25 protein-coding genes are annotated in these 24,293 nt (G+C 63.8%); 11 read left to right on the top strand and 14 right to left on the bottom strand.

Annotated elements, in window-relative coordinates; translation table 11 throughout:
• The first annotated feature begins 93 nt into the window (after positions 1-93).
• From F6X42_RS45935 to F6X42_RS20770, 3 genes are read left to right on the top strand one after another with little or no spacing between them, the layout of a single operon-like run.
• Positions 94-654: a PAAR domain-containing protein gene (locus tag F6X42_RS45935; RefSeq protein ID WP_187636018.1), complete on the top strand. Its 561-nt coding sequence runs from the start codon at positions 94-96 to the stop codon at positions 652-654.
• 11 nt (positions 655-665) lie between these two features.
• Positions 666-1,388, top strand: a complete 723-nt coding sequence (locus F6X42_RS44125; RefSeq protein WP_246530164.1) for a peptidoglycan recognition protein family protein — start codon at positions 666-668, stop codon at positions 1,386-1,388.
• On the top strand, positions 1,385-1,696 hold the full coding sequence (locus F6X42_RS20770; protein WP_187636017.1) for a hypothetical protein: 312 nt from the start codon (positions 1,385-1,387) through the stop codon (positions 1,694-1,696). Before F6X42_RS44125 ends, F6X42_RS20770 begins: the two co-directional genes overlap by 4 nt.
• A gap of 526 nt (positions 1,697-2,222) precedes the next feature.
• On the opposite strand, the gene ychF is transcribed toward F6X42_RS20770, so the two are convergent.
• Positions 2,223-3,317 (bottom strand): redox-regulated ATPase YchF, encoded by a 1,095-nt coding sequence (gene ychF, locus F6X42_RS20765; protein ID WP_187636016.1) that lies wholly within the window; start codon positions 3,315-3,317, stop codon positions 2,223-2,225.
• A 263-nt stretch (positions 3,318-3,580) separates the two neighbouring features.
• Here ychF and F6X42_RS20760 point away from each other — a divergent pair, with 263 nt between their 5' ends.
• From F6X42_RS20760 to F6X42_RS20740, 5 genes are all read left to right on the top strand, one after another.
• Positions 3,581-3,949, top strand: a complete 369-nt coding sequence (locus F6X42_RS20760; RefSeq protein WP_246530163.1) for a hypothetical protein — start codon at positions 3,581-3,583, stop codon at positions 3,947-3,949.
• 166 nt (positions 3,950-4,115) lie between these two features.
• Positions 4,116-5,288 (top strand): UbiH/UbiF family hydroxylase, encoded by a 1,173-nt coding sequence (locus F6X42_RS20755; RefSeq protein WP_187636015.1) that lies wholly within the window; start codon positions 4,116-4,118, stop codon positions 5,286-5,288.
• 215 nt (positions 5,289-5,503) lie between these two features.
• Positions 5,504-6,229 (top strand): DsbC family protein, encoded by a 726-nt coding sequence (locus F6X42_RS20750; RefSeq protein ID WP_187636014.1) that lies wholly within the window; start codon positions 5,504-5,506, stop codon positions 6,227-6,229.
• A 142-nt stretch (positions 6,230-6,371) separates the two neighbouring features.
• Complete coding sequence (locus F6X42_RS20745; RefSeq protein ID WP_187636013.1) at positions 6,372-8,162, top strand: M61 family metallopeptidase; 1,791 nt, start codon at positions 6,372-6,374, stop codon at positions 8,160-8,162.
• Between the two features lie 154 nt (positions 8,163-8,316).
• Complete coding sequence (locus tag F6X42_RS20740) at positions 8,317-8,913, top strand: FMN-dependent NADH-azoreductase (protein ID WP_187636012.1); 597 nt, start codon at positions 8,317-8,319, stop codon at positions 8,911-8,913.
• Between the two features lie 121 nt (positions 8,914-9,034).
• Here the strand turns inward: F6X42_RS20740 and F6X42_RS20735 are convergent, their stop codons facing one another.
• The 8 genes from F6X42_RS20735 to rpe all read right to left on the bottom strand — a co-directional run bounded on the left by F6X42_RS20735 (position 9,035) and on the right by rpe (position 16,415).
• Positions 9,035-9,856: a uracil-DNA glycosylase gene (locus F6X42_RS20735; protein WP_187636011.1), complete on the bottom strand. Its 822-nt coding sequence runs from the start codon at positions 9,854-9,856 to the stop codon at positions 9,035-9,037.
• Between the two features lie 98 nt (positions 9,857-9,954).
• Complete coding sequence (locus tag F6X42_RS20730; RefSeq protein WP_187636010.1) at positions 9,955-10,581, bottom strand: CYTH domain-containing protein; 627 nt, start codon at positions 10,579-10,581, stop codon at positions 9,955-9,957.
• 69 nt (positions 10,582-10,650) lie between these two features.
• Complete coding sequence (gene trpC, locus F6X42_RS20725) at positions 10,651-11,436, bottom strand: indole-3-glycerol phosphate synthase TrpC (protein WP_187636009.1); 786 nt, start codon at positions 11,434-11,436, stop codon at positions 10,651-10,653.
• Between the two features lie 18 nt (positions 11,437-11,454).
• Positions 11,455-12,486: an anthranilate phosphoribosyltransferase gene (gene trpD, locus F6X42_RS20720; RefSeq protein ID WP_187636008.1), complete on the bottom strand. Its 1,032-nt coding sequence runs from the start codon at positions 12,484-12,486 to the stop codon at positions 11,455-11,457.
• A gap of 19 nt (positions 12,487-12,505) precedes the next feature.
• Positions 12,506-13,123 carry an aminodeoxychorismate/anthranilate synthase component II gene (locus tag F6X42_RS20715; protein ID WP_187636007.1) on the bottom strand — a complete coding sequence of 206 codons (618 nt, stop codon included), beginning with the start codon at positions 13,121-13,123 and terminating at the stop codon, positions 12,506-12,508.
• 13 nt (positions 13,124-13,136) lie between these two features.
• On the bottom strand, positions 13,137-14,630 hold the full coding sequence (trpE, locus tag F6X42_RS20710; RefSeq protein ID WP_187636006.1) for an anthranilate synthase component I: 1,494 nt from the start codon (positions 14,628-14,630) through the stop codon (positions 13,137-13,139).
• A gap of 377 nt (positions 14,631-15,007) precedes the next feature.
• Positions 15,008-15,724, bottom strand: a complete 717-nt coding sequence (locus F6X42_RS20705) for a phosphoglycolate phosphatase (protein WP_187636005.1) — start codon at positions 15,722-15,724, stop codon at positions 15,008-15,010.
• 7 nt (positions 15,725-15,731) lie between these two features.
• On the bottom strand, positions 15,732-16,415 hold the full coding sequence (gene rpe, locus F6X42_RS20700) for a ribulose-phosphate 3-epimerase (RefSeq protein ID WP_035494955.1): 684 nt from the start codon (positions 16,413-16,415) through the stop codon (positions 15,732-15,734).
• A gap of 325 nt (positions 16,416-16,740) precedes the next feature.
• On the opposite strand from rpe, the gene apaG reads away from it, so the two are divergent.
• Complete coding sequence (gene apaG, locus F6X42_RS20695; protein ID WP_187636004.1) at positions 16,741-17,115, top strand: Co2+/Mg2+ efflux facilitator ApaG/CorD; 375 nt, start codon at positions 16,741-16,743, stop codon at positions 17,113-17,115.
• A gap of 140 nt (positions 17,116-17,255) precedes the next feature.
• Here the strand turns inward: apaG and F6X42_RS20690 are convergent, their stop codons facing one another.
• A complete protein-coding gene (locus F6X42_RS20690) occupies positions 17,256-17,417 on the bottom strand; it encodes a hypothetical protein (RefSeq protein ID WP_187636003.1) in 162 nt (53 codons plus the stop codon).
• A gap of 28 nt (positions 17,418-17,445) precedes the next feature.
• On the opposite strand from F6X42_RS20690, the gene mltA reads away from it, so the two are divergent.
• The gene (gene mltA, locus F6X42_RS20685) at positions 17,446-18,564 is read left to right on the top strand and encodes a murein transglycosylase A (RefSeq protein WP_222945661.1); all 1,119 of its coding nucleotides are present in this window, start codon (positions 17,446-17,448) and stop codon (positions 18,562-18,564) included.
• Between the two features lie 114 nt (positions 18,565-18,678).
• On the opposite strand, the gene paaK is transcribed toward mltA, so the two are convergent.
• The 4 genes from paaK to paaN form a co-directional block, all read right to left on the bottom strand.
• Positions 18,679-19,983, bottom strand: a complete 1,305-nt coding sequence (paaK, locus tag F6X42_RS20680; protein WP_187636002.1) for a phenylacetate--CoA ligase PaaK — start codon at positions 19,981-19,983, stop codon at positions 18,679-18,681.
• A gap of 112 nt (positions 19,984-20,095) precedes the next feature.
• Complete coding sequence (gene paaI, locus F6X42_RS20675; RefSeq protein WP_187636001.1) at positions 20,096-20,557, bottom strand: hydroxyphenylacetyl-CoA thioesterase PaaI; 462 nt, start codon at positions 20,555-20,557, stop codon at positions 20,096-20,098.
• A gap of 1 nt (position 20,558) precedes the next feature.
• Positions 20,559-21,350 carry a 2-(1,2-epoxy-1,2-dihydrophenyl)acetyl-CoA isomerase PaaG gene (gene paaG, locus F6X42_RS20670; RefSeq protein ID WP_187636000.1) on the bottom strand — a complete coding sequence of 264 codons (792 nt, stop codon included), beginning with the start codon at positions 21,348-21,350 and terminating at the stop codon, positions 20,559-20,561.
• 169 nt (positions 21,351-21,519) lie between these two features.
• The gene (paaN, locus tag F6X42_RS20665; RefSeq protein WP_187635999.1) at positions 21,520-23,220 is read right to left on the bottom strand and encodes a phenylacetic acid degradation protein PaaN; all 1,701 of its coding nucleotides are present in this window, start codon (positions 23,218-23,220) and stop codon (positions 21,520-21,522) included.
• A 134-nt stretch (positions 23,221-23,354) separates the two neighbouring features.
• Between paaN and F6X42_RS20660 the strand changes: the two genes are divergently transcribed.
• Positions 23,355-24,131, top strand: coding sequence for an enoyl-CoA hydratase (locus F6X42_RS20660; RefSeq protein WP_187635998.1), 777 nt, complete (start codon positions 23,355-23,357; stop codon positions 24,129-24,131).
• Positions 24,132-24,293: the final 162 nt, after the last annotated feature.

The raw sequence follows: 24,293 nt of genomic DNA, 5'->3' as shown, positions 1-24,293 counted from the left end.
GACCGGCTCGCAAAGGAATCGGCGATCAAGGCGCGGTGTACGACCCGGAGTCGGGCGATCGGCTGTTTGTGAATTGTGACTGAAGGAGTATGCATGAGGCGGTATTTCATAGTACTCGGCGACAAGACAACGGCCGGTGGTGTCGTGATTCAGGCGGAAGAAAGGTTCACAAATCACGGTAAGCCCTTGGCCTATCACGGTGCGCAGATATATTGTCATGCGTGCAAGTCGACCGGTCATATTTGTAACGTGCCTCCGTATCGACCGATGACGCTCCACGGAAAGCAGATCGCGCTGGAGAACGATATCTGCATCTGCAAGTGCGACCCACCGCCACGCCTGATTGCGTCTCAGAACAATGCGTCGATGTCGTTCGAGTCTCGCGAGCTGGCCGGCACGGGACATATGCGTCAAGGCGCACAGAGGAGCAAGAACGCCCAAACGGCACGGCGGCACCTGAAACGCATTTATGTGTCCGACAGCTCGACAGGTGAGCCGCTGACGAATCGACCATTCATAGCTGACGTAGAAGGGCGCGAGCAGTCCGGTCGCACTGACGACAATGGGTATGCGACGATCGAGACCGATGGATCCAGGTCGTTTCGCATCCACGTGATTTTTGCGTCCCCGAAGCGGAACCTCACATACAGTTAAGGGCCGTGAGCATGGCTGACTATAAAAATCAACACTGGACGTCCAGCCATACCACCGCGGATGGGAATGCTGGCGACGTCATATCGGTTTCCGTCAATGACCGAGCCGCGACGCGGCAGGCGATCATCAATCGGGTGCGCCAAGGCGGCATGAACTTTGTCGAGCGGTCGGATTGGGCTGCACACAAGAATCGCTCAGAGCGTATGCATGACGATTGGAACTACAAAAGGATCGCCATTCATCATGCAGGACGTAGCTTTTCGTGCGGCCCTGCCGCGCTTCAGTTGCAAGACATTCAAGAAATGCAGATGGACAAGAGCATTGCACCCAGCGATGACATTGGCTATCACTACGCGCTTGACTGCTTCGGAAACGTCTTCGAAGGGCGAGATATCCGCTTCAAGGGTGAAAACGTGCACAACTACAATACGGGTGTTATTGGCATCGTATTGCTGGAAAACTTGACCGAGCCTGGTGAGGGGCACGACGGCGTCGCCAAGCTTCAAAAATTCTTGGGCGCGGTGGGCTTCGCCCGTCCACCAAAGGTCGACGAACGCCAGGTTCAATCGTTGACGGCATTCGTCGGAATCCTCCGAGAATTTTTTCACGTTGACACTCTCGGCGGACACCGCGAGTTTCCCGGGCAACTTGGTGAGGGGAAGATTTGTCCCGGCAACTTTGGACTTGAGATCGTCAGGGAATTGAGGAAATCGATGGGACTAGGCGCACCATGAAAGCGGGCAAATGCTTGGCAGCAGTTGCCTGCGCAGCCTGCGTCATGTTGGCAATCGCCTATACGGGATACGTCCATTCTTACCTCGATCACGAGGTCCAAACGACGTTCTTTTTAAAGCGATATCCGACTTTGCAACTTCAATTCTACGACCCGTACGCCAATGAAGGCGATGACGCGCCCGTCGACCGTCTGCCACCGTTGGACCGATCACGCTTTGCCGACTATTGCAAGTATCGCTTCGGCATAACAGATCCGAGTACGGAGATATTAGAAGCCTGTAAAGCAAAGATTCCCACTTATTTATAGGCCTGCAGGTAGGCGACGCCTTCCTTGGCGACCGGTGCAGCTTTCCGAGGTCTCGGCGTGTGTTGGCAATGGAGTCACGGGCTCGCGGCGCTTTTTCAGTTTGCGGGTAGCTGCCAATGGCGTAGCGGTTTTCTTTGCCACGCAAGGCGATATTTCCAGCGCCAGAGCTCGGAACCTTGCGGAGCCACTTTCAGATAAAGCCATTCGCCGACCGAATACTTGTACGGCTTTTCCGCGGGTTTCAGTGCACGCAGTGCGACATCACTGACCCGCGGCTTCGTAGAGCGCTGCGGTGAAGTGGTGCTGCGGGATTGCGCTTTCTCTGTATTGTCAGGAGCATCCGAACGATGTGGGGGCATGACTACTTGAGAGCATCGGGCATGGTCCTGCGTGCCTCATATGATGTCCCACATCGCCAGAATAGCAACGAACGGTCACGAACACTGGTGAACTGAAAGCCCTCGTGCTAAAAGGAGGTAACTGAATTCGAGAATGTCGGCGAACACCCGAGAACAACAGTTCATGCTTACACGTTGAACAAAAAGTTCATCACGTCGCCATCGTGCACGACGTACTCCTTGCCTTCGGCGCGCATCTTGCCGGCTTCCTTTGCGCCTTGCTCGCCCTTGTAGGTGATGTAGTCGTCGAAGCTGATCGTCTGCGCCCGGATGAAGCCGCGCTCGAAGTCGGTGTGGATCGCGCCGGCTGCCTTCGGCGCCGTATCGCCGACGTGGATCGTCCACGCGCGCACTTCCTTCACGCCGGCCGTGAAGTAGGTCTGCAGGCCGAGCAGCTTGAAGCCCGCGCGGATCACGCGGTTCAAGCCCGGCTCATGCATGCCCATGTCGGCGAGGAAGACTTCCATGTCGGCTTCGTCGAGGTCGGCGATGTCCGCTTCGACGGCCGCGCACACGGCCACCACCGGCGCGCCTTCAGCGGCCGCGAACTTCGTGATCGCGTCGAGGTGCGGGTTGTTCTCGAAGCCGTGTTCCTTCACGTTGGCGACGTACATCGTCGGCTTGGCGGTGATCAGGCAGAACGGCTTGAGCGTGGCCTTTTCTTCATCGGTCAGGTCGAGCGCGCGGACCGGCTTCGCCTGGTCGAGCTGCGCGCGGACCTTCTCCAGCACCGCCGCGTTCTTCGCGGCTTCCTTGTCGTTGCCCGACTTGGCCGCCTTGGAATAGCGCGCGAGCGCCTTCTCGACGGTGGCGAGATCGGCAAGCGCGAGCTCGGTGTTGATCACCTCGATGTCCGACAGCGGATCGATCTTGTTCGCGACGTGAATCACGTTGTCGTCTTCGAAGCAGCGCACGACGTGCGTGATCGCGTCGGTTTCGCGGATATTCGCGAGGAACTGGTTGCCGAGGCCTTCGCCCTTGCTCGCACCGGCCACCAGACCAGCGATGTCGACGAACTCGACCACGGCCGGCAGGATGCGCTCCGGCTTGACGATTTCGGCGAGCGCCTTCAGACGCGCGTCCGGCACCTCGACGATGCCGACGTTCGGCTCGATCGTGCAGAACGGATAGTTTTCCGCGGCGATGCCCGCCTTGGTCAGCGCGTTGAACAGGGTGGACTTGCCGACGTTGGGCAGGCCGACGATGCCGCATTTGAGGCTCATGGAAATCCTTCAGTCAATCAGTAGGTTGTGTGATGCGCTCGACGCTGTGCGCGGATTCGGCAAGCCTTCGCGTAGGGCGGGGCAGGCTCAGCGGAGCGGACAAGTCACCGAATCGGGGCGTTGGCTCGACGATTGAGTGCGAGTTTTCACGGAAAGCGCAATTGTAACCCGTTCGCCCGAGCGGACCGGCCGGCGCATTTGCGCGAAGCCACTGTAGAATCGTCAGCTCAGAGCCGGCAGAGCTCAATTTCCGGGGGAGCAGCGTGCGAATCATCAGATGGGTCGGGATCGGCATCGTTGGCGCGATCGTGGTAAGCGTAGTCGCGACGTGGGTCGCGCCGAATTTCGACGAGGCGCAGGCCACCACGGACCGTCAGACGATCGATTGCCTGACGGCCCACCTCGCGCGCGAAGACCGTGCCAATATCGCGCAGTTCGCTGACAAGAACGACTACGACTCGCTGTGGCACGCGTACGACCGCGTATTCCCCGACTGCGCGGTGCGCGGCGATCAGCGCGATCGCAAGGCGGAGCTCGAGGCAGCCGCGTGGCGCATCCTCTCGTCCGATCCCGATTTCATGCGCACGCGCGAGGCGAATGCGGCGCTCGCGGCAAGCGCCGCGACGCATTAGCAGCACGCATCGAGGACGCGCGGCAACGCGCTTCGCCCGCAGACAACCCCGGGCCGCGACCCCCATCACACCGCGTCCGGCACGAGCCCGCGAGGCCCCGTGCACCGAGCCCAAATGCCCCGCCGATCGATCCGTCCCCCGCACCCCCCGCGGCTATAATGCGCGCATGAACGCACACCACCAGACCTTTGATGCCGCCGTGATCGGCGGCGGGCTCGTCGGCAAGACCGCGGCGCTCGCGCTCACGCAAGCGGGACTGCGTGTCGCACTGCTCGCGCAGCCTTGCGCGGCGCTGGCCGCCGGTGCTGTCTTCGACTCGCGCGTCTATGCGTTGTCGTCGAGTTCGCAGGCCTTGCTCGAACGGCTGCGGGTCTGGCAGGCGCTGGATCAGACGCGGCTCGGTCCCGTCTACGACATGCGCGTCTACGGCGACGCGCATGCCGAGCTGCATTTCTCCGCGTTTCAGGCATCGGTGCCGCAGCTTGCATGGATCGTCGAGTCGTCGGTGATCGAGCGCGCGCTCGATGCCGCGCTGCGCTTCCAGCCGAATCTCACGTGGATCGACACGCGCGCGCAGGCGCTCGACTTCTCCGTCGACAGCGCGAGCGTTGGCCTCGCGAACGGCAGCGTGCTCGAAGCGGACCTGGTAGTCGGCGCGGACGGCGCGTACTCGTGGGTGCGCGCGCAGATCGGCTCGAAGATGGTGCGCCGCGACTACAGGCAGGTTGGCGTGGTCGCCAATTTCAAGGCCGCGAAGCCGCACGGTGAATCCGCGTATCAGTGGTTCCGCGACGGCGAGATCATCGCGTTGCTGCCGATGTCGGACGGCCACGTGTCGCTGGTCTGGTCGGCCCGCACCGAACACGCCGAGCAGTTGCTCGCGCTCGATCCCGAGCGGCTCGCCGCCGAAGTCGAGCATGTGAGCGGTGAGCAATTCGGCGCGCTCGACTGCGTGACGCCCGCACAGGGCTTTCCGCTCGCGCTGCAGACCGTGGACCGGCTCGTCGCGCCGCGTGTCGCGCTGGTGGGCGATGCCGCCCATCTGATCCATCCGCTGGCAGGGCAGGGCATGAACCTCGGCCTGCGCGACGTCGCCGCGCTCGCGAGCACGATCGGCGGCAAGGAGTCATTCCGCGATCTCGGCGACATGGTGCTGCTGCGTCGCTATGAACGCGCGCGCCGCGAAGACATCCGAGCGCTGATGATCGCCACCGACGGGCTGCAGAAACTGTTCTCGGTGCCCGGTCCGCTCGCACGCGCCGTGCGCAATACCGGCATGGCGTTCGTCGGCGCGCAGCCATTCATCAAGCGCTGGCTGGTGTCGGCCGCGCTGGGGTGAACCGCAACGAGGCGTCGCGCGGATAGCCGGTGGCCGGTCACGGGCGCCCGGGACAGGTATCATGACCGCATCGACGCGCTGCGATCCGGCCCCTATCCGATCCCGATCGAACCTGATCGAACCTGATCGAACCTGATTCAACCGATCGGCGGCCGAAACGCGCGGCCTGAACGTAAAAAACGCGCACAGTGCGCGACTGAACCCAGGACTCCAGCATGAAAAAGACCTTCCGCATCGCCGCCGCCGCGCTCGCGATCGCTGCCGCTACACTCGGCTGCTCGGCGCAGGCCGATCAGGCCACCGACAAACTCAAAGCCACGCTGCAAACACGTCTTTCCGACGTGACGATCAAGAGCGTGTCGAAGACGCCGATCGCGGGCCTGTATGAAGTGAATCTCGGCACGCAGATCGTCTACAGCGATGCGAGCGGCGACTACCTGGTGCTCGGCGATCTGGTGGACTCGAAGACACGCAAGAACCTGACCGAAGCACGCCTGTCGGAAACCAACCGCATCGACTTCGCGAGCCTGCCTTTGGGCAACGCGGTGAAGGTCGTGCGCGGCAACGGCGCGCGCAAGATCGCCGTGTTCTCCGACCCGAACTGCCCGTACTGCAAGCAGCTCGAAAAGACGCTGCTGTCGATCGACAACGTGACGGTCTACACGTTCCTATACCCGGTGCTGTCGCCGGATTCGACGGCCAAGTCGAAGTCGATCTGGTGCTCGGCCGATCGCGCGAAAGCGTGGGAATCGTGGATGCAGGACCGTCAGGCGCCGACCGCCGCCGCCACCTGCGACACCGCCGCGATCGACAAAAACCTCGCGCTCGGCCGTTCGATGAACGTCGAAGGCACGCCGACGGTGTTCCTCGCCGACGGTCGCCGCCTGCCCGGCGCGGTGCCGGCCGATCGGCTCGACACGGAATTGTCGGCGGTGCACTGAACAGCGCGCCGCAAGCAGCGCCACGCCCGCCGCGGGCGCAACCGATGCAACGTTCAAAAGAAAGGAGGCGCACGCGGCGCCTCCTTTCGCATCGAGCCCGAACTTCCCCGCCTCACTCTCCTGACACTCCCAAGCGCCGCCGATGAAGCCGATCCGCTACACCATCGTTCCGGGTAACCCCGCCGCCCACCTGTTCGAAGTCACCGTGACCGTCGCCGATCCCGATCCGGCCGGCCAGCGTTTCAAGCTGCCGGTGTGGATTCCGGGCAGCTACATGGTGCGAGAGTTCGCGCGCAACATCGTCACGCTGCGCGCGGTGAACGACGCGGGCCGCAAAGTGCGCGTCGAGAAAATCGACAAGCACACGTGGCAGGCTGCGCCGGTCAAGGGAGCCTTGACGCTGCGCTACGAGGTGTACGCATGGGACCTGTCGGTGCGCGCCGCGCATCTGGACGATACGATCGGCTTTTTCAACGGCACCAGCGTGTTCCTGTCGCCGCTCGGTCATGAAGACGCGCAATGCGTGGTCGATATCCAGAAGCCGCAGGGCGCCGCGTATCGCGGCTGGCGCGTCGCGACCGCGCTGCCGGAAGCGCGCGGCACCAAGCGCTACGGCTTCGGCGAATACCGCGCGCAGAACTACGACGAATTGATCGACCATCCTGTGACGCTCGGGGAATTCGCGCTCGCGACGTTCAAGGCGCACGGCGTGCCGCACGACGTCGTGATCGGCGGTCGCGTGATCGGGCTCGACATCGAGCGTCTTTGCAAGGACCTGAAGCGCATTTGCGAAGCGCAGATCGCGTTGTTCGAACCAAAGTCGAAGAAGGCGCCGGTCGAGCGCTACGTGTTCATGACGCAGCCGGTCACCGACGGTTACGGCGGGCTCGAGCATCGCGCGTCGACCGCGCTGATCTGCAATCGCACCGATCTGCCGGTGCAGGGCCGCGAGGCGATGAGCGAGGGCTACCGGACCTATCTCGGTCTGTGCAGCCACGAGTATTTCCACACGTGGAATGTGAAGCGGATCAAGCCGGCCGTGTTCGCGCCGTATGACCTCGGCGTCGAAAACTACACGTCGATGCTGTGGCTGTTCGAGGGCTTCACGTCGTATTACGACGACCTGATCCTCGTGCGCAGCGGCGTGATCTCGTCCGACGACTATTTCGGCCTGCTCGGCAAAGTGATCGGCGGCGTGCAGCGCGGCAGCGGGCGTCTGAAGCAGAGCGTCGCCGAGAGTTCGTTCGATGCGTGGGTCAAGTACTACCGGCAGGACGAGAACGCGCCGAACGCGATCGTCAGCTATTACACGAAGGGCTCGCTGCTCGCGCTCGCCTTCGATCTGACGATCCGCGCGCAGACCGGCAACCAGAAATCGCTCGACGACGTGATGCGTCTGCTGTGGCAGCGCTTTGGCCGTGACTTTTATCGAGGCCAGCCGGTCGGCGTCGACGAAAGCGAGATCGAGGCGATTTTCGCGGAAGCGAGCGGCGCGCAACTGGCCGAACTGTTCGCCGAGGGCGTACGCGGTACGCACGATCTGCCGCTCGACGCGCTGCTCGCGCCGTTCGGCGTCTCTCTCGCACCGGACCTCGACAAAAACGGCAAGCCGTCGCTTGGCGTGCGGCTTCGCGGCGGCGCGGATTGCACGCTCGCGACGGTGCACGAGGGCAGCGCCGCGCAGAAGGCGGCCCTTTCCGCCGGCGACGTGCTGATTGCGCTCGATGGCCTGCGCCTGACCGGCGGGAATATCGATGCTCTGCTGTCGCGCTATCAGCCGGGCGCGAAAGTCGAGGTGCACGCGTTCCGCCGCGACCAGTTGCGCGTCACGCAGGTGAAGCTCGACGGTCCCGAAGTGGCGCGCTACAAGCTCGCGGTCAGCGATCGCCGTCCCGCCGCTCGCAAAGCCCGCGAGCGCTGGCTGGCGAAGTGATCGTCGCCCGTCGCATCATCAATCGGCGAAGGAGGTCGGTGGATTGTTCTACCCCTGCAACAATCCGTCGCCGCTGGATGGCTTTTTCGCCGGCCGGTAAAAAAACACAATGACTCCACTCGCGCAACACTGCGCGCCCCTACTGGAGTCAACGATGACCACGATCCTGCAAATCAACTCGGCAGCCCGTTCGCAAGGCGCGAACTCGACGCTTCTCGTCAACGAGCTGACCGCAAAGCTGCAACAATCGAATCCGGGCGCGCAAGTCGTCGTCCGCAACCTGCAAGCCGAGCCGCTGCCGCACCTCGACGACGCCGTGCTCGGCGCGTTCTTCACGCCGGCCGACCAGCGCACGCCGGAACAGGCCGCGATCGCCGCGCGCAGCGAAGCGCTGATCGCCGAACTGCAAGCCGCCGACGTCGTCGTCATCGGCGCGCCGATGTATAACTTCGGCATTTCGTCGCAACTGAAGACGTACTTCGACTTCATCGCGCGTGCGGGCATCACGTTCCGTTACACCGCGAACGGTCCCGAAGGCCTCGTGACCGGCAAAAAGGTCCACGTCGTGTCGGCGCGCGGCGGCAAGTATCTCGGCACGCCGAACGATAGCCAGACGCCGTATCTGAAGAGCTTCCTCGGCTTCCTCGGCATGACCGACGTGAACTTCATCTACGCCGAAGGCCTGAACCTGGGCCCGGACGCCGCGAACGCCGCGCTGAGCTCGGCGCGCGAAGCGATCGCCGCGGTTTAAGCGGGTTCGTTGTGCCGCATTGCGCCGCTTCGATGCGGCCCAAGCGGTGAAAGAAAAACGCCACGGATTCACCCTCCGTGGCGTTTTCGTTGTGTATCGCAATCTTCTGACGACGACGCTCTCACGCAAGCATTTGCGCGTCGTCCGGTAGACGCCAGTCGATCGGTTCCCGGCCGTGCTGCAACAGATATTCGTTCGCCTTCGCGAAATGCCCGCAACCGAGAAAGCCGCGATGCGCGGACAGCGGCGACGGATGCGGCGCCTCCAGCACATAGTGCGACTTGCCGTCGAGCAGCGCGCGCTTTGCCTGCGCATGCGCGCCCCACAGCATGAACACCAGGTTCCGATGCCGCGTCGCGAGTTCGTGGATCAGCGTGTCCGTGCATTTCTCCCAGCCGCGTTTTGCGTGGCTCGCGGCGCTGCCGCGCTCGACGGTCAGCACGGTGTTCAGCAGCAGCACGCCCTGTTTGGCCCAGCTGTCGAGACAGCCGTGCTGCGGCGTTTCGTGACCGAGACTCGCGGCGATTTCCTTGAAGATGTTGCGCAGCGAAGGCGGCGGCCGCACGTGTGGCGCGACCGAAAACGCGAGACCGTGCGCCTGCGGCGTGCCGCGGTCTTCGCCGTGGTACGGGTCCTGGCCGAGGATCACGACTTTCACTTCGTCGGGGCTCGTCAGGCGCAACGCGCGGAACACGTCGGCCGGGTAGATGGTTTTGCCGGCGGCGCGCTCGCCGTCGACGAAGAGGCACAGCGGTGCGTAGGTGTCACTGTCGATGAAGGGTTTCAGGTGCGCGCGCCAGGCCGCCGACAGCCCGGCGAATTGGGCTTCGAGCGTGGGGGCGGCGGCGGTCGTGTCGGCCGAGGCTTCGGCGGGGACTGGCGCGGCATCGTCGAACAACGATGCCTGCGGCGAACTGGAGCGGGTACGGGAAGCGGAGGTCATGGCGGGAAAGTGTCGCAGCAAACGCTGACTAGCTCAAGTTGCGCGGAGCGAGCGCATGAGACGCCGAGGGTTTCGCGCAATCCGCGCCCAACCCGCACTCAACTCGCGCGCAACCGATACCCGCGCTGCGCCTTGCTGATGTCGTCCGGCGCGAGGCCGGCAATCCGTTTGCCGAGTTCGGCGGCGAGCGTGTGAAGCGCCGCTTCGTCGCCCGACTTCAGCTCGAGTTCGATCTCCGAGATCGGCGCGCGGCGCGCTTCACCGTCGACTTCCGCAAGCACGTCGCCCTGGTCGATCGCCGCTTCGATCTGCGCACCGTCGAGGTCGATCAGCCATAGCGTGCGCGTGAAATTCGTGCGGAACAGCGCGATCAGCACCGGCGCGGCCTGTTTCAAAGCGTCCGCGGCGGCGGGTTCGTCGCAAGCGCTCAGCAACCCGTCGATGTCGAGCTTCGCGTCCGCGACCGGTAATTCCCATTCGTGCCGGCTATGCAAACCGTTCGTCGCGTGACCAACCGTCTTGAAGGTCTGCAGCCAGCCGTCCGGCGTCTGCCGCAGACGCAGCGCGCTCCTCGACGACGCCAGCGTCAACTGCGGCGTGTCGAAGTAAATGTTCACGAGCTTGATCGCATGCCCGTCGTTGCCGGCGCGTTCGACGAACCACCGCGTCGCCGCCTGCACCTGCGAAGCCGGCAGCGCGAGCTTGATTTCGCGTTCCATGCCCATGAGGTGATTCCTTGTTGCGAGTGTTTGTCCGCGCCGATGCGTCGGTGCGTCGTTGCTTCGATACCGCGCTCAGAAAAACATCCGCGCGAGTTCCACGCCCGGCTCGTCCGCGCGCATGAACGCCTCGCCGACGAGGAACGTATGCACGTCGCGCGCGCGCATGCGCTCGACGTCGTCGCGCGACAGGATGCCGGACTCGGTCACGACGATGCGATCGTCGGGAATCGCGTCGAGCATGCCGAGCGTCGTGTCGAGCGAGGTTTCGAACGTGCGCAGATTGCGGTTGTTGATGCCGATCAGCGGCGTCTTCAGCGTTAGCGCTTCCTTGAGTTCATCGCTGTCGTGCACTTCGACGAGCACCGCGAGACCCAGCGAATGCGCGAGCGCTTCGAGGTCCTGCATCTCGGCGGTTGCGAGCGCGGCGGCAATCAGCAGGATTGCGTCGGCGCCCATCGCGCGTGCTTCGACGACCTGATACGGATCGACGATGAAGTCCTTGCGCAGCACCGGCAGCTGGCACGCGGCGCGCGCTTGCTGCAGATACGCGACACTGCCCTGGAAGAACTGCACGTCGGTCAGCACGGACAGACACGCCGCGCCGTGCTTCTCGTACGAACGCGCGATGTCGGCCGGCACGAAGTGCTCGCGCAGCACGCCCTTCGACGGGCTCGCCTTCTTCACTTCTGAGATCACCGCAGCGAGACCCGCAGTATGCTTTGCGCGCAACGCGCCGACGAAGTCGCGGATATCGCGCGACGACGCTTCGAGCCGCAGTTCTTCGAGCGGCACGCTTTGTTCGGCCGCCCGGACTTCTTCGCGTTTGACCGCGATGATGCGGTCGAGGATGTCGCTCATAAATGTCTCGCTACGTGATTACTGTTTGAATTGCTGGGTGAAGCGCACCAGTTCGTCGACCTTCGCGCGCGCCTTGCCGCTCGCGATCGCTTCGCGCGCGAGCTCGATGCCGTCCGCAATCGTGGCCGCGACGTTCGCCGAATAGAGTGCCGTGCCGGCGTTCAGCGTGACGATTTCGCGCGCGACACCGGGCTTGTTGCTGAGCGCGTCGAGCAGCATGACCTTCGATTCGCCCGCGTCGGCCACTTTGAGCGTACGGTTCGACACCATCTGCATGCCGAAGTCTTCCGGATGGATCTCGTACTCGCGGATCCCGCCGTCGCGCAACTCGCCGACCAGCGTGGCACCGCCGAGCGACACTTCGTCCATGCCGTCCATGCCGTACACGACGAGCACGTGCTTTGCGCCGAGGCGCTGCATCACGCGTACCTGAATGCCGACGAGGTCGGGGTGGAACACGCCCATCAGCTGATTCGGCGCGCCGGCCGGATTGGTGAGCGGGCCGAGGATATTGAAGATCGTGCGGATGCCGAGTTCGCGGCGCACCGGCGCGACGTTTTTCATCGCCGGATGATGGTTCGGCGCGAACATGAAGCCCATGCCCGTTTCCGCAATCGATGCCGCGACCTGCTCCGGTTGCAGATCGATGTTGACGCCGAGCGCTTCGAGCACGTCCGCGCTGCCCGACTTGCTCGACACGCCGCGATTGCCGTGCTTCGCGACCTTCGCGCCCGCCGCGGCCGACACGAACATCGTCGCGGTGGAAATGTTGAACGTGTGTGCGCCGTCGCCGCCGGTGCCGACGATATCGACGAAGTTCGAGTTGTCCTGCACCTCGACGTGCCGGGCAAATTCACGCATCACCGTGGCGGCCGCGGTGATTTCGCCGATGGTCTCTTTTTTGACGCGCAGGCCGGTGATGATCGCCGCCGACATCACGGGCGAAAGCTCGCCGCGCATGATGAGGCGCATCAGGTGCAGCATTTCGTCGTGGAAAATCTCGCGGTGCTCGATCGTCCGCTGCAAGGCTTCCTGGGGCGTAATGGACATGATCTCATCTCTCCGTGTGTCAGGCATTGCGGGACGCCGCGTGGTGCGAGGCCTTGCCGGCGACGGCGAGCTTCGACTGCTTGACGAAGTTTTCGAGCAGCGCGTGGCCGTGTTCGGACAGGATCGATTCCGGATGGAACTGCACGCCTTCGACCGCGAGTTCCTTGTGGCGCACGCCCATGATTTCGCCGTCATCGGTCCATGCCGATACTTCGAGGCAGTCGGGCAGCGATTCGCGTTCGATCGCGAGCGAGTGGTAGCGCGTTACGGTGAAATGCTTCGGCAGGTCCGCGAATACGCCCTTGCAGTCGGTTTCGATCGTGCTGACCTTGCCGTGCATGATGGTCTGCGCGCGCACGACGCGGCCGCCGAACGCCTCGCCGATCGCCTGATGGCCGAGGCATACGCCGAGAATCGGCGTCTTGCCGGCGAATTCGCGCAGCACGTCGAGCGTGATGCCCGCGTGCTGCGGATTGCTCGGGCCCGGCGACAGGCAGATGCGCTCGGGGTTCAGCTTCGCGATTTCATCGAGCGTGATTTCGTCGTTGCGGTAGGTGCACACGTCTTCGCCGAGTTCGCCGAAGTACTGCACCAGGTTGTAGGTGAACGAGTCGTAGTTGTCGATCATGAGCAGCATGGTGTGTCTCCGGTCAGAAGTCGCTATCGAGGCCGTCCTGGACCTGCTCGGCGGCGCGCATTACGGCGCGCGCCTTGCTCTCGGTCTCCTGCCATTCGGATTCGGGCACCGAATCGGCGACCACGCCCGCAGCCGCCTGCACATACAGATTGCCGTTGGCGATCACGCCGGTGCGGATCGTGATGGCCAGATCCATCTCGCCGGTGAACGACAGGTAGCCGACCGCCCCGCCGTACAGGCCGCGCTTGACGGGTTCGAGCTCGTCGATCAGCTCCATCGCGCGGACCTTCGGCGCACCCGACAGCGTGCCGGCCGGAAAGGTGGCGCGCAGCACGTCGAAATTGGTCATGTCGTTTTTGAGCTTGCCTTCGACCGAACTGACGATGTGCTGCACGTGCGAGTACTTCTCGATCACCATCTTGTCGGTGACGACCACCGAGCCGATCTGCGCGATGCGGCCGACGTCGTTGCGCGCGAGGTCGATCAGCATCACATGCTCGGCGATTTCCTTCGGATCGTTCAGCAGTTCGGTCGCGAGCGCGGTATCGCGCTCGGGCGTGTTGCCGCGCGGACGGGTGCCGGCGAGCGGGCGGATCGTGACGATACGGTCCTCGCCGCGCTTTTCCTGGCGCACCAGAATCTCCGGCGACGCGCCGACCACGTGGAAGTCGCCGAAGTTGTAGTAGTACATGTACGGCGACGGATTCAGCGAGCGCAGCGCGCGATACAGCGACAGCGGATTGTCGCGGTACGGCTTGATCAGGCGCTGGCCGACTTGCACCTGCATCAGTTCGCCGGCGGCGATGTATTCCTTCGCCTTGCGCACGGCGGCCAGGTAATCGTCTTTCGCGAATTCGCGGTAGATCTCGGTGCGCACGCTGGCCGACACGACGGGCGGCTCGACGGTGACGCGCAGCCGCTGGCGCAGTTCGCGCAGACGGTGCTTCGCTTTCGTGTAGGCCTCAGCCTGGGCCGGGTCGGCGTAGACCACCAGATAGAGCTTGCCGGCGAGGTTGTCGATGACGGCGACTTCCGCGGTCAGCAGCAGCTGGATGTCGGGCAGATTGAGGTCGTCTTTCGGCGCGCTGTGCGCGAGCTTCTTCTCGATGTAGCGCACCGCGTCATAGCCAAAGTAGCCGGCGAGACCGCCCGTGAAGCGCGGCAGCCCCGGGCGTTGCGCGACCTTGAAGCGTGCCTGGAATTGCTGGATGAACGCGAGTGGATCGCCGTCGTGCGTCTCGACGATCTTGCCGTCGCGGACCACTTCCGACACGCCGTTGCGCGTGCGCATGAGAGTCCGCGCCGGCAGGCCGATGAACGAATAACGCCCGAAGCGTTCGCCGCCGACCACCGACTCCAGCAGGAACGAGTTCGCGCCGTTGCGCTCGGTCTGCGCGAGCTTCAGGTACAGCGACAGCGGCGTCTCGAGGTCGGCGAGCGCTTCGGCGATCAGCGGGATGCGGTTGAAACCCTCGTTGGCGAGGGACTGGAATTCGAGTTCGGTCATGTTCCGATCCTGTACGGTGGTCCGGCGGCAGCAAGCGTCGGGCAAAGCGGGGCTAAGCGCCTCCGGTCAGGGCGTGGGTCGACGTTCTCGACACAATGATACCGACCGGCGCGGGTCTCCCAACGGCGCGTGCAAGCGGTGCGGGAGAGCAACGGTACCTTTGCGGGTACGCGCAGGCCCAATCAGCCGATGCAGCAGCGCAAAAACAGAACGATGGAAAAAGCGCGTAAGCGCAGCGAAGTAAAAAACGGTTGCCGAAGATGAGCTCCAGCGTACCTCAAGCGAGGTTAGCGCGACCAGCGACGCCAGGGCCAGGCTCCCCGGTCGATGCTAATCAGACTCCGTTTTTTATTCAGAAACATGAGGATGAAGGACTGTTAAATCGTGGATTGGTGCGCTGCAATCGCCTTGGCGGCGTCGAGCAGCGAGGCAACTATACCATCGGATTTTATTGTTTGTATAGCTTGCCCATGGTTGTATCCGTAGGGCACAGTAAGCGTCGCCATGCCGGCCGCGCGGCCCGCCAACGCGTCGTTTTCCGAGTCGCCGATCGCGACCGTGGCACGCGGCTCGACGCTGAGTTGCGCGGCGGCGGTCAGCATCGGCAACGGGTCCGGCTTCTTCTTCGCGAGACTATCGCCGCCGAGCACGACACTGAAATACGGGGCAAGCCGGTACTGCTGCAGCAATTCGAGCGCGAAGCGGTGCGGCTTGTTGGTCACGCAGGCGAGCTTCAGGCCCGCGTCGCGCAGCGCGCGCAGACCGGCTTCGACGTCCGGATAAAGCCGCGTGTGCACGCCGTTGATCTTCGCGTACTCGGCCTGATAGATCGCGAGCGCTTCGTCGAAGCGCTGTTGCGCGTGCTCGGCTTCGAAGCGCGGCGCGAGCACGCTGCGGATCAGATGCTCCGAACCCTTGCCGACGTAGCCCACCACTTCCTCGCGCGTCGTTTCTTCCGCGTCGAGCTGAGCGAGCATGCCGTTCAGGCCGGCGGTGAAGTCGTCGGCGGTGTCGATCATCGTGCCGTCGAGGTCGATGATCGCGGCTTCGACGCGCGGGCCGGTGAAGGTCGGGGCAGGGTATGGAGCCGTCATCGTCGGATTAGCGCTGGACGGTGGCGAGGGCGGCGCGCATCTTGTCGATCACGACCTTGTGATCGGGCTGGCCGAAGATCGCCGAGCCGGCCACGAACGTGTCGGCGCCGGCCGCCGCGATTTCCGCGATGTTGTCGACCTTCACGCCGCCGTCCACTTCGAGGTGGATGTCGCGGCCGGTGCGCTCGTTGTACGCGTCGATGCGCTTGCGCGCTTCGCGCAGCTTGTTGAGCGCCTCGGGGATGAACGACTGGCCGCCGAAACCCGGGTTCACCGACATGATCAGCACGAGGTCGACCTTGTCCATCACGTGATCGAGATAGTTCAGCGATGTCGCCGGATTGAACACGAGGCCGGCCTTGCAGCCGTGGTCGCGGATCAGCGACAGCGTGCGGTCGATGTGATCCGACGCCTCCGGGTGAAAGCTGATCAGGTTCGCGCCGGCTTTCGCGAAGTCCGGCACGATGCGGTCGACGGGGCGCACCATCAGGTGCACGTCGATCGGGACATCCACGTGCGGGCGGATCGCTTCGCAAACGAGTGGGCCGATGGTCAGGTTCGGCACGTAGTGGTTGTCCATCACGTCGAAATGGATCCAGTCGGCGCCGGCGGCGACGACGTTGCGGACCTCTTCGCCCAGACGGGCGAAATCGGCGGAAAGAATGCTGGGGGCGATGCGAAATTGCGTCATGGCGGGGAAAATGCAAGCGGGAAAGCGCCATTTTACCGTTTTTGCGCGTGCTGACCGGGGTTCGGGCCGCGGTTGGCGTGGCCGAATCGCGCGATGAAAGTCACAAAGTGCCCGTGCAAAAACAGCTGAGAGAAACGGCGCGGCAACGCAGTCGTGTCCGAACTTCTTAGGCGTTCCTGGCCGAAAGGCGTGTCCGGTTGCGGCCATGCCGCGCATCAAGCAGAATGCCATTTCATGAGCGCCGCATCGCCGCTGCACCTGCAGATCATTGGCGTTCGGGCCTTCCACGATTTTTCACAGCCAGTTTGATCAGACCGGAATCAGGATGAGCCAGTACGAATTCAGCGTCTCGGCGCAGGTGCAATACCTGCCCGAAGAATCGGACCCGGAGCGCCGCCAGTACGCGTTTGCCTACACGCTGACCATCCGTAACACCGGCCAGGTGCCCGCACAGTTGATCGCGCGTCACTGGATCATCGCCGACAGCGAAAACACGGTGCAGGAAGTCAAAGGCCTCGGCGTGGTCGGTCATCAGCCGCTGCTCAAACCGGGCGAGCATTTCGAATACACGAGTTGGGCAGTGATCGCGACGCCAGTCGGCACGATGCGCGGCGATTACTTCTGCGTGGCGGAGGATGGCGAGCGCTTCGAGGCGCCGGTGCCGGAGTTTGTGTTGCGCATGCCGCGAACGTTGCATTGAACCGGCGCGGTGCTACGCGGTCTTTAATGAGTTCGCATGGGCGCGCGGCGCAGCGGGCAGTTGAGTGGGGGGTGGATGGGCGCTTGGGCGAGCGCTTGACGCGGTGAAGGGTGCGGTTGTGGGCAGTTCGCAGGCCAGGGTCACTGCGGCTTTTGCTGTTGGGAGCGTTCCGCCGACCTGGCACGCAGGGCTTTTTTCTTGCCAGACGAGGTCCACACAACGATAAAGACGAGCAGGAACAGCGCGAGCAGCGATTCCAGCGCGAAGATGAGCATCGGGTATTCGTCGAACAGATCGGACATGGCGGTTTCCATCAATAAAGAACATTGTATGCGTTTTGTCGGCCGGGCCGGCGCCTGGCTCGGTGCATTGTCGGTTGCGGTGTTGCTTGCGTCCTGCGGTGGCGGCGGCGCGATCCGGCCTTCACCGCCGAGCGGCGCGGCGATCATCCCCGGCCAGTTCGCCGCGACGCGCTTGACCGCGGTGGCGTGGCAGCAGGTGCCGGGTTGGCAGGACGACTCCCTGATCGGCGCGACGGCCGCGTTGCGGCAAAACTGCGCGAGGCTCGCGCGTCAGCCAAACTGGTCGCGTGCATGCGCGGCGGCCGCGCAAATCGACGATCTCGACGTCACCAGCGCGCGGGCCTTCTTCGAAGCCTACTTCACGCCGTTCCAGCTCGCGAATAGCGATGGCACACTCGACGGTCTGGTCACCGGTTACTACGAGCCCCTGCTGCGGGGTTCGCGCACGCGGCATGGCGTGTATCAGACCGCGCTGTACCGTTGGCCCGCTGGCTATCGCGCCGGGGCGCCGATGCCGGCGCGCGGCCAGCTCGAACGCTCGGGCGCGCTCAGCGGCAACGAACTTGTCTGGGTCGACGATCCGATCGAAGCGTTCTTCCTGCAGGTGCAGGGTTCCGGGCGCATCGTGATGGAAGACGGCAGCGTGATGCGGGTCGGCTTTGGCGGCACCAACAATCAGCCGTACAAGTCGATCGGGCGCTGGCTGCTCGATCATGGCGAGATCACACCCGCGCAGGCGACGATGCAGGGTATCAAGGCATGGGCACGCGCGAATCCGACGCGCGTCGATGGTCTGCTCGACACCAATCCTCGCTTCGTGTTTTTCCGCGAGATGCCGTCGGCCGAAAGTATGCCGAGCGGCGGCGCGGACGGTCCGATCGGCGCGCTCGGCGTGCCGCTGACGCCAGAGCGCTCGATTGCGGTCGACCCAAGCGCGATTCCGCTCGGCACGCCGGTGTTCCTGCAGACCACACGGCCGCTGACGAACTCGCCGATGAACCGCCTCGTGTTCGCACAGGACACAGGCACCGCCATCAAGGGCGGTGTGCGCGCCGACTACTTCTGGGGTCTCGGCGACGATGCCGGCGACCTGGCTGGCAAGATGAAGCAGGGCGGCCGGATGTGGTTGCTGCTGCCGAATTCCTGAGGCGGTGGGGCGCAGACGGGTGCGTGACAGCCGTTTCGGGTACAGCGGTTTTCGCGAGACGCGTTTGACGCTGCCGCGCTGACGCTGAGCGTTGCCGGTTGGCCGTCGCCCGGGTCAGAGCCCCGACCTGCGCTTGTCCACCACGCGCCGCGCCTTGCCCACCGAGCGCTCGATTCCATTCACCGCCAGCACGTTCACCACCGCGCTCACGCCAATCAGCGCCTTGATGTCATAAGCCAACGCGTTTTTCGCGGAGTTCAGCGCGGAAGTATCCGGCGCGCTTTCGGGGCACGGTTCGACGTTCAGCGTCAACACGTCGAGCGGCCCTTCCTTCGTCAGCACGATCTGATAGTGCGGCGCGAGCGCGTGCTGCTTGAGCAGCAGTTCTTCGATCTGCGTCGGGAACACATTGACGCCGCGTACGATCATCATGTCGTCCGAGCGGCCGGTGATTTTTTCCATCCGCCGCATCGTGCGGGCGCTGCCCGGCAGCAGGCGCGTGAGATCGCGCGTGCGGTAGCGGATGATCGGTAGCGCTTCTTTCGTCAGAGACGTGAACACGAGCTCGCCGAGTTCGCCATCGGGCAGCACCTCGCCAGTTTCAGGGTCGATGATCTCGGGATAGAAATGGTCTTCCCAGATCGTCGGGCCGTCTTTGGTCTCGACGAACTCCGAGGCGACGCCCGGGCCCATTACTTCAGAGAGACCGTAGATGTCGACCGCGTCGATGCCCATGCGTTTTTCGATTGCCTCGCGCATGTCGTTGGTCCACGGCTCAGCGCCGAAGATGCCGATGCGCAATGAGCAGCTCGCCGGGTCGATACCCTGGCGTTCGAGTTCGTCGGCGATCGACAGCATATAGCTCGGCGTCACCATGATGATGTCCGGCCGGAAGTCCTGGATCAGTTGCACCTGCTTCTCGGTCTGGCCACCGCCGAACGGAATGACGGTGAGCCCCGCGCGCTCGGCGCCGTAGTGCGCGCCTAGGCCGCCCGTGAAGAGGCCGTAGCCATAGCTCACGTGCACCTTGTCGCCGCGCTTCGCGCCGGCGGCGCGCACCGACCGCGCGACGAGATTCGCCCACGTGTCGATGTCGCGCGCCGTATAGCCAACGACGGTCGGCTTGCCGGTCGTCCCGGACGACGCGTGGATTCGCGAAATCTGCTCCTGCGGTACAGCGAACATCCCGAACGGATAGTTGTCGCGCAAATCCTTCTTCGTCGTGAACGGAAATCGCGTGAGGTCCGCGAGCGACTTGACATCGCCCGGATGAACGCCGGCTCCGTCGAACTTGCGCCGATACACCGGCGAATTTTCATACGCATGGTTCAGCGACCATTTGAGCCGTTCAAGTTGGAGCGTGGCGAGCTCGTCGCGGCTGGCGGTCTCGATCGGATCGAGCGGAAGGACGGTGCTCATCGAATGTCTCCTTGCTGCCTCAGTATCTGAGTCTGATATGTGACGCGTTGATGCCAGAAAACCACGCGGCCGGTTGTCCGCGTGGGCGGCACTGGTTTGCCGCCGCTAGCTGTTAGTCGCCGGGGGGAATCAGGTTGCCCTTGGTTTGCGCCGACTTGCCGCGAAACATCGCGACAGTCTCGCCGGCCCGATTCGTCACGCGGATATCGTAGATGCCTGTGCGCCCGCTCAATGTCTGTTCGACCGCCTCGGCGCTCAGCACGTCGGCGCCGTAGACCGGCCGGAGATACTCGATCGAGCAGCCGGCCGCGACCGTATTGATGTTGTAGGTATTGCAGGCGAACGCGAAGGTCGAATCGGCGAGCGTGAAGATCAAGCCACCGTGGCAGATCTGATGGCCGTTAAGGAAGTCGTCGCGCACCGCCATGCGCAGCCGCGCATAGCCGGGACGCACTTCGAGAATTTCGAGCCCGAGCGCGCGGCTGCAGGCATCGTTTTCGTACATCGCGGCGGCCGTTGCGCGGGCGAGTTCGTCGGGTGTCATCTGGTCGGGACGGGTGGTTTGCGTCGACATCTCAACGCCCCTCGAAGCGAGGTGCGCGCTTTTCGATAAATGCCTGAACGCCTTCCGCGTAATCGTGCGAGGTGCCGAGTTCGCGCTGCAGATCACGCTCGAGATCGAGTTGCTGGGCGAGCGTTTGCGTCGCGCTGGCACGCATCGCCTGCTTGATCGCGGCGATCGCGCGGGTTGGTTGCTGCGCGAGCCGCGCCGCAAGTTTCGCTGCGGCCGGAGCGACTTCGCCGTCGTCGAGCACTTGCCAGATCAAACCCCAGCTTTCGGCTTTGTCGGCGCTGAGCTTGTCGCCGGTGATCGCGAGCCCGAGCGCGCGTGCCATGCCCACACGCTGCGGCAGAAACCACGTGCCGCCCGAATCCGGCACGAGCCCAATCTTCACGAACGCCTGGATGAAGCTCGCTGAGCGCGCCGCGAGCACCAGGTCGCAGGCCAACGCGAGATTGGCGCCCGCGCCGGCGGCCGTGCCATTGACCGCCGCGATCACTGGAAGCGGCAGCGCCTGCAGACGGCGGATCAACGGATTGAAGTATTCATGGATCACCGCGCCGAGGTCGGTCATGGCGCCGGGCGTGAAATCGAGGTCAGCGAGATCCTGACCGGCGCAGAAGCCGCGGCCCGCGCCGGTAAGCACGAGCGCACGGGCGCTGGACGTTTCGACCTGTTCGAGCGCCGCGCCGAGTTCCTGATGCATCGCGCGCGTGAAGCTGTTGAGCTTGTCCGGGCGGTTCAGTGTGATGGTGGCGACGTGGCTCGATGAGTCGATGTCCAGCCGGATCGCTTCATATGACATGGGGTGTCTCCTCAAAGTCTCGTTGACCGACGGGCACGGCGGCTCGGCTAGCGTCGACGTGTGATGCCGGTCCGATGTTTTGATGTTAGTGACATCGCACGACCCGGTCCATCCGCCGAAAGGCATAGGACGAAGTCGTGCTGTCTGCGGACGCTGCTTCCTATGCCTTTCAGCCGGCTACCACCGGAGGCGTTTTCGGTTCAACATGAACGCGGCTTTGCACGACACGGAAGCGGTTGGCGACGAAAGCGGCATCGGCCAGCGCGGCATTGGCGGCCGGGTTGGCACCGGTGCCGTGAAAGTCCGAAAAAGCCGCGGACTGGTTGACGAACACGCCGCCGGTCAGGTTGATCGACAGCGCGACGCCGCCGCGAATCGAAGCTTCGTGCGCGGCGTCGAGCACCGCGTCGTCCGTGCTGTAGACCGATAGCGTCAGCGCGCCGTGCTCGGCGGCGATGTTGCCCGCGAGATCGAGCGACTGCGCGGTCGAGTCCGTCGCGATGACGAACGAGATCGGCCCGAACCATTCTCTCGCGAACTGGGTGCGGTCGGTCGCGGCGTCGAGTTGCAATACGAGCGGTGTGCGCACGCGAGCGCCCGGAAAGGACGGATGCTCGAGCGTCTGGCTCGCGACGAGAACGCGGCCGAGCCTGGCTGCTTCGTCGATGCGCTGCACGACACCTTCGTTCTGAATCGCGCCGAGCAGTTCAACCGCGCGGGCCGGATCGGCGACGAGCTTTTGCACAGCGCCGGCAAGCGTCTGGGCGACATCGTCAAAGCCGAGCGTGCCGTCCGCGGTGCGAATGCCCTCTCGTGGCACGTAGATGTTTTGCGGCGCGGTGCACATCTGGCCCGAGTACAGCGCCAGCGAGAACGCGATATTGCGCGCGGCCGCTTTGATATCGTCGACCGAGTCGATCACGATCTGGTTGACGCCGGCTTTTTCGGTGTAGACCTGCGCCTGATGCGCGTTGCGCTCGAGCCAGGTGCCGTTCTGGGTGCTGCCCGTGAAATCGATCAGTTTGATCTCGGGCCGCTGGGCCAGTTGCTGGACGAGGGCGCCGTCGTTCGGGTCGGTGGCCAGCAGCGTGACGACGTTCGGATCGAAGCCCGCTTCGCGCAACACGTCACGCGCGATGCGCACGGTCAGCGCGAGCGGCAGAATCGCGCCGGGATGCGGCTTGACGATCACCGTGTTGCCGGTGGCCAGATCGGCGAACAGACCCGGATAGCCGTTCCACGTCGGAAATGTGCAGCAGCCGAGCACGAGGCCGATGCCACGCGGCACGACGGTGTAGCGCTTGTGCATCGCGAGCGGCGGGTTTTTGCCTTGCGGTTTTTCCCAGTGCGCTTCGGCGGGAATACGGCGCAGCTGATCCCAGGCGTACGCGACCGCTTCGAGCGCGCGATCCTGCGCGTGCGGGCCCCCTGCCTGGAAGGCCATCATGAACGCCTGACCGGTCGTGTGCATCACGCTGTAGCCGAGCTCGAAGCTGGCGTGATTCAGGCGCGCGAGGATTTCGAGGCTCACGCCGATCCATGCCTGCGGGCCGGCCGCGCGCCAATCGCGTTGCGCCGCGTCGGACACGGTGATGAGCGCGCTGGGGTCGGCTTTCGGGTAACGCACGCCGAGTGGAAAGCCGAACGGCGAGACTTCCGTGCCGACGGTTTCGCCGGTCGACGGTTGGTCCAGGTCGAACGTCTTGTCGAGAAGGTCCTTGAACGCGGCTTCGCCGTCCGCGTTGGCTGCTTCCCCGTACACTTTCGGACTGGGCATCTCGACGAACGGGCTCCAGTAGCCGCGCGCTTCGAGCGCGGCGAGCGCTTTGTGCAGCGTGTCCTTGTGCTTGGTGAATAGCGGTTGTGTCATGGCAAAGAGGACTCGGCTGTGCGTTGGGAAGAACCTGTCGAATAATTGACCGACCGGTTGGTTGGTGAATGGTAGCATCACTATGAACGATGCGCGAAGCGTTTTCGCGTGCAATTAACTCTTGCGGAGGCGGCATGGCTTACGAAAACATTTTGGTTGAGACACGGGGGCGGGTCGGATTGATTACGCTCAATCGTCCGAAGGCTTTTAATGCGCTCAACGACGCGCTGATGGACGAACTGGGCGCCGCGCTGCGGGAGTTTGACAGCGACGAGGCGATTGGCGCGATCGTCGTGACGGGCAGCGAGAAAGCGTTCGCTGCCGGCGCGGACATCGGCATGATGGCGTCCTACACCTATATGGATGTCTACAAGGGCGACTACATCACGCGCAACTGGGAAACGGTTCGCTCGATCCGTAAGCCGATCATTGCCGCGGTGGCGGGCTTCGCGCTCGGCGGCGGCTGCGAATTGGCGATGATGTGCGACATCATTTTCGCCGCTGATACGGCGAAGTTCGGTCAGCCGGAAATCAAGCTCGGCATCATGCCGGGCGCGGGCGGCACGCAGCGCTTGCCGCGCGCGGTGTCGAAAGCGAAGGCAATGGACCTCTGTTTGACCGCCCGCTTCATGGATGCCGCCGAAGCGGAGCGCGCCGGACTGGTTTCGCGGGTGATCGCGGCGGCATCGCTGCTTGACGAAGCAGTCAGCGCGGCCGCCACCATTGGGGAGTTCCCGCTGCCGGCTGTGATGATGATCAAGGAGTCGGTCAACCGCGCCTATGAAACGACGCTCGCGGAGGGCGTGCATTTCGAGCGCCGCCTGTTTCATTCGCTCTTCGCCACCGAAGACCAGAAAGAGGGCATGGCCGCGTTCGTGGAGAAGCGCAAACCGGTTTTCAAGCACCGTTAATACGCTTGTCAAAATATCGCTTGCAAGTCCCGATCGCGGCGACTAGAATTCCGCTCTTTCGTGCTCCGGACGCCGGGGCACGGAGAAGCGGGAAGCCTTGGATGGCGGGGGTTTCAGCGGCGTGGGCAGGTCAGGCGAGTGATAAAAACCTGTTGACGATCC

The sequence above is a fragment of the Paraburkholderia podalyriae genome (assembly GCF_014397785.1).
Lineage (GTDB): Bacteria > Pseudomonadota > Gammaproteobacteria > Burkholderiales > Burkholderiaceae > Paraburkholderia > Paraburkholderia podalyriae.
The sequence above is the reverse complement of the archived record's forward strand: the minus strand, read 5'-3'. Positions and strand labels throughout refer to the sequence as shown.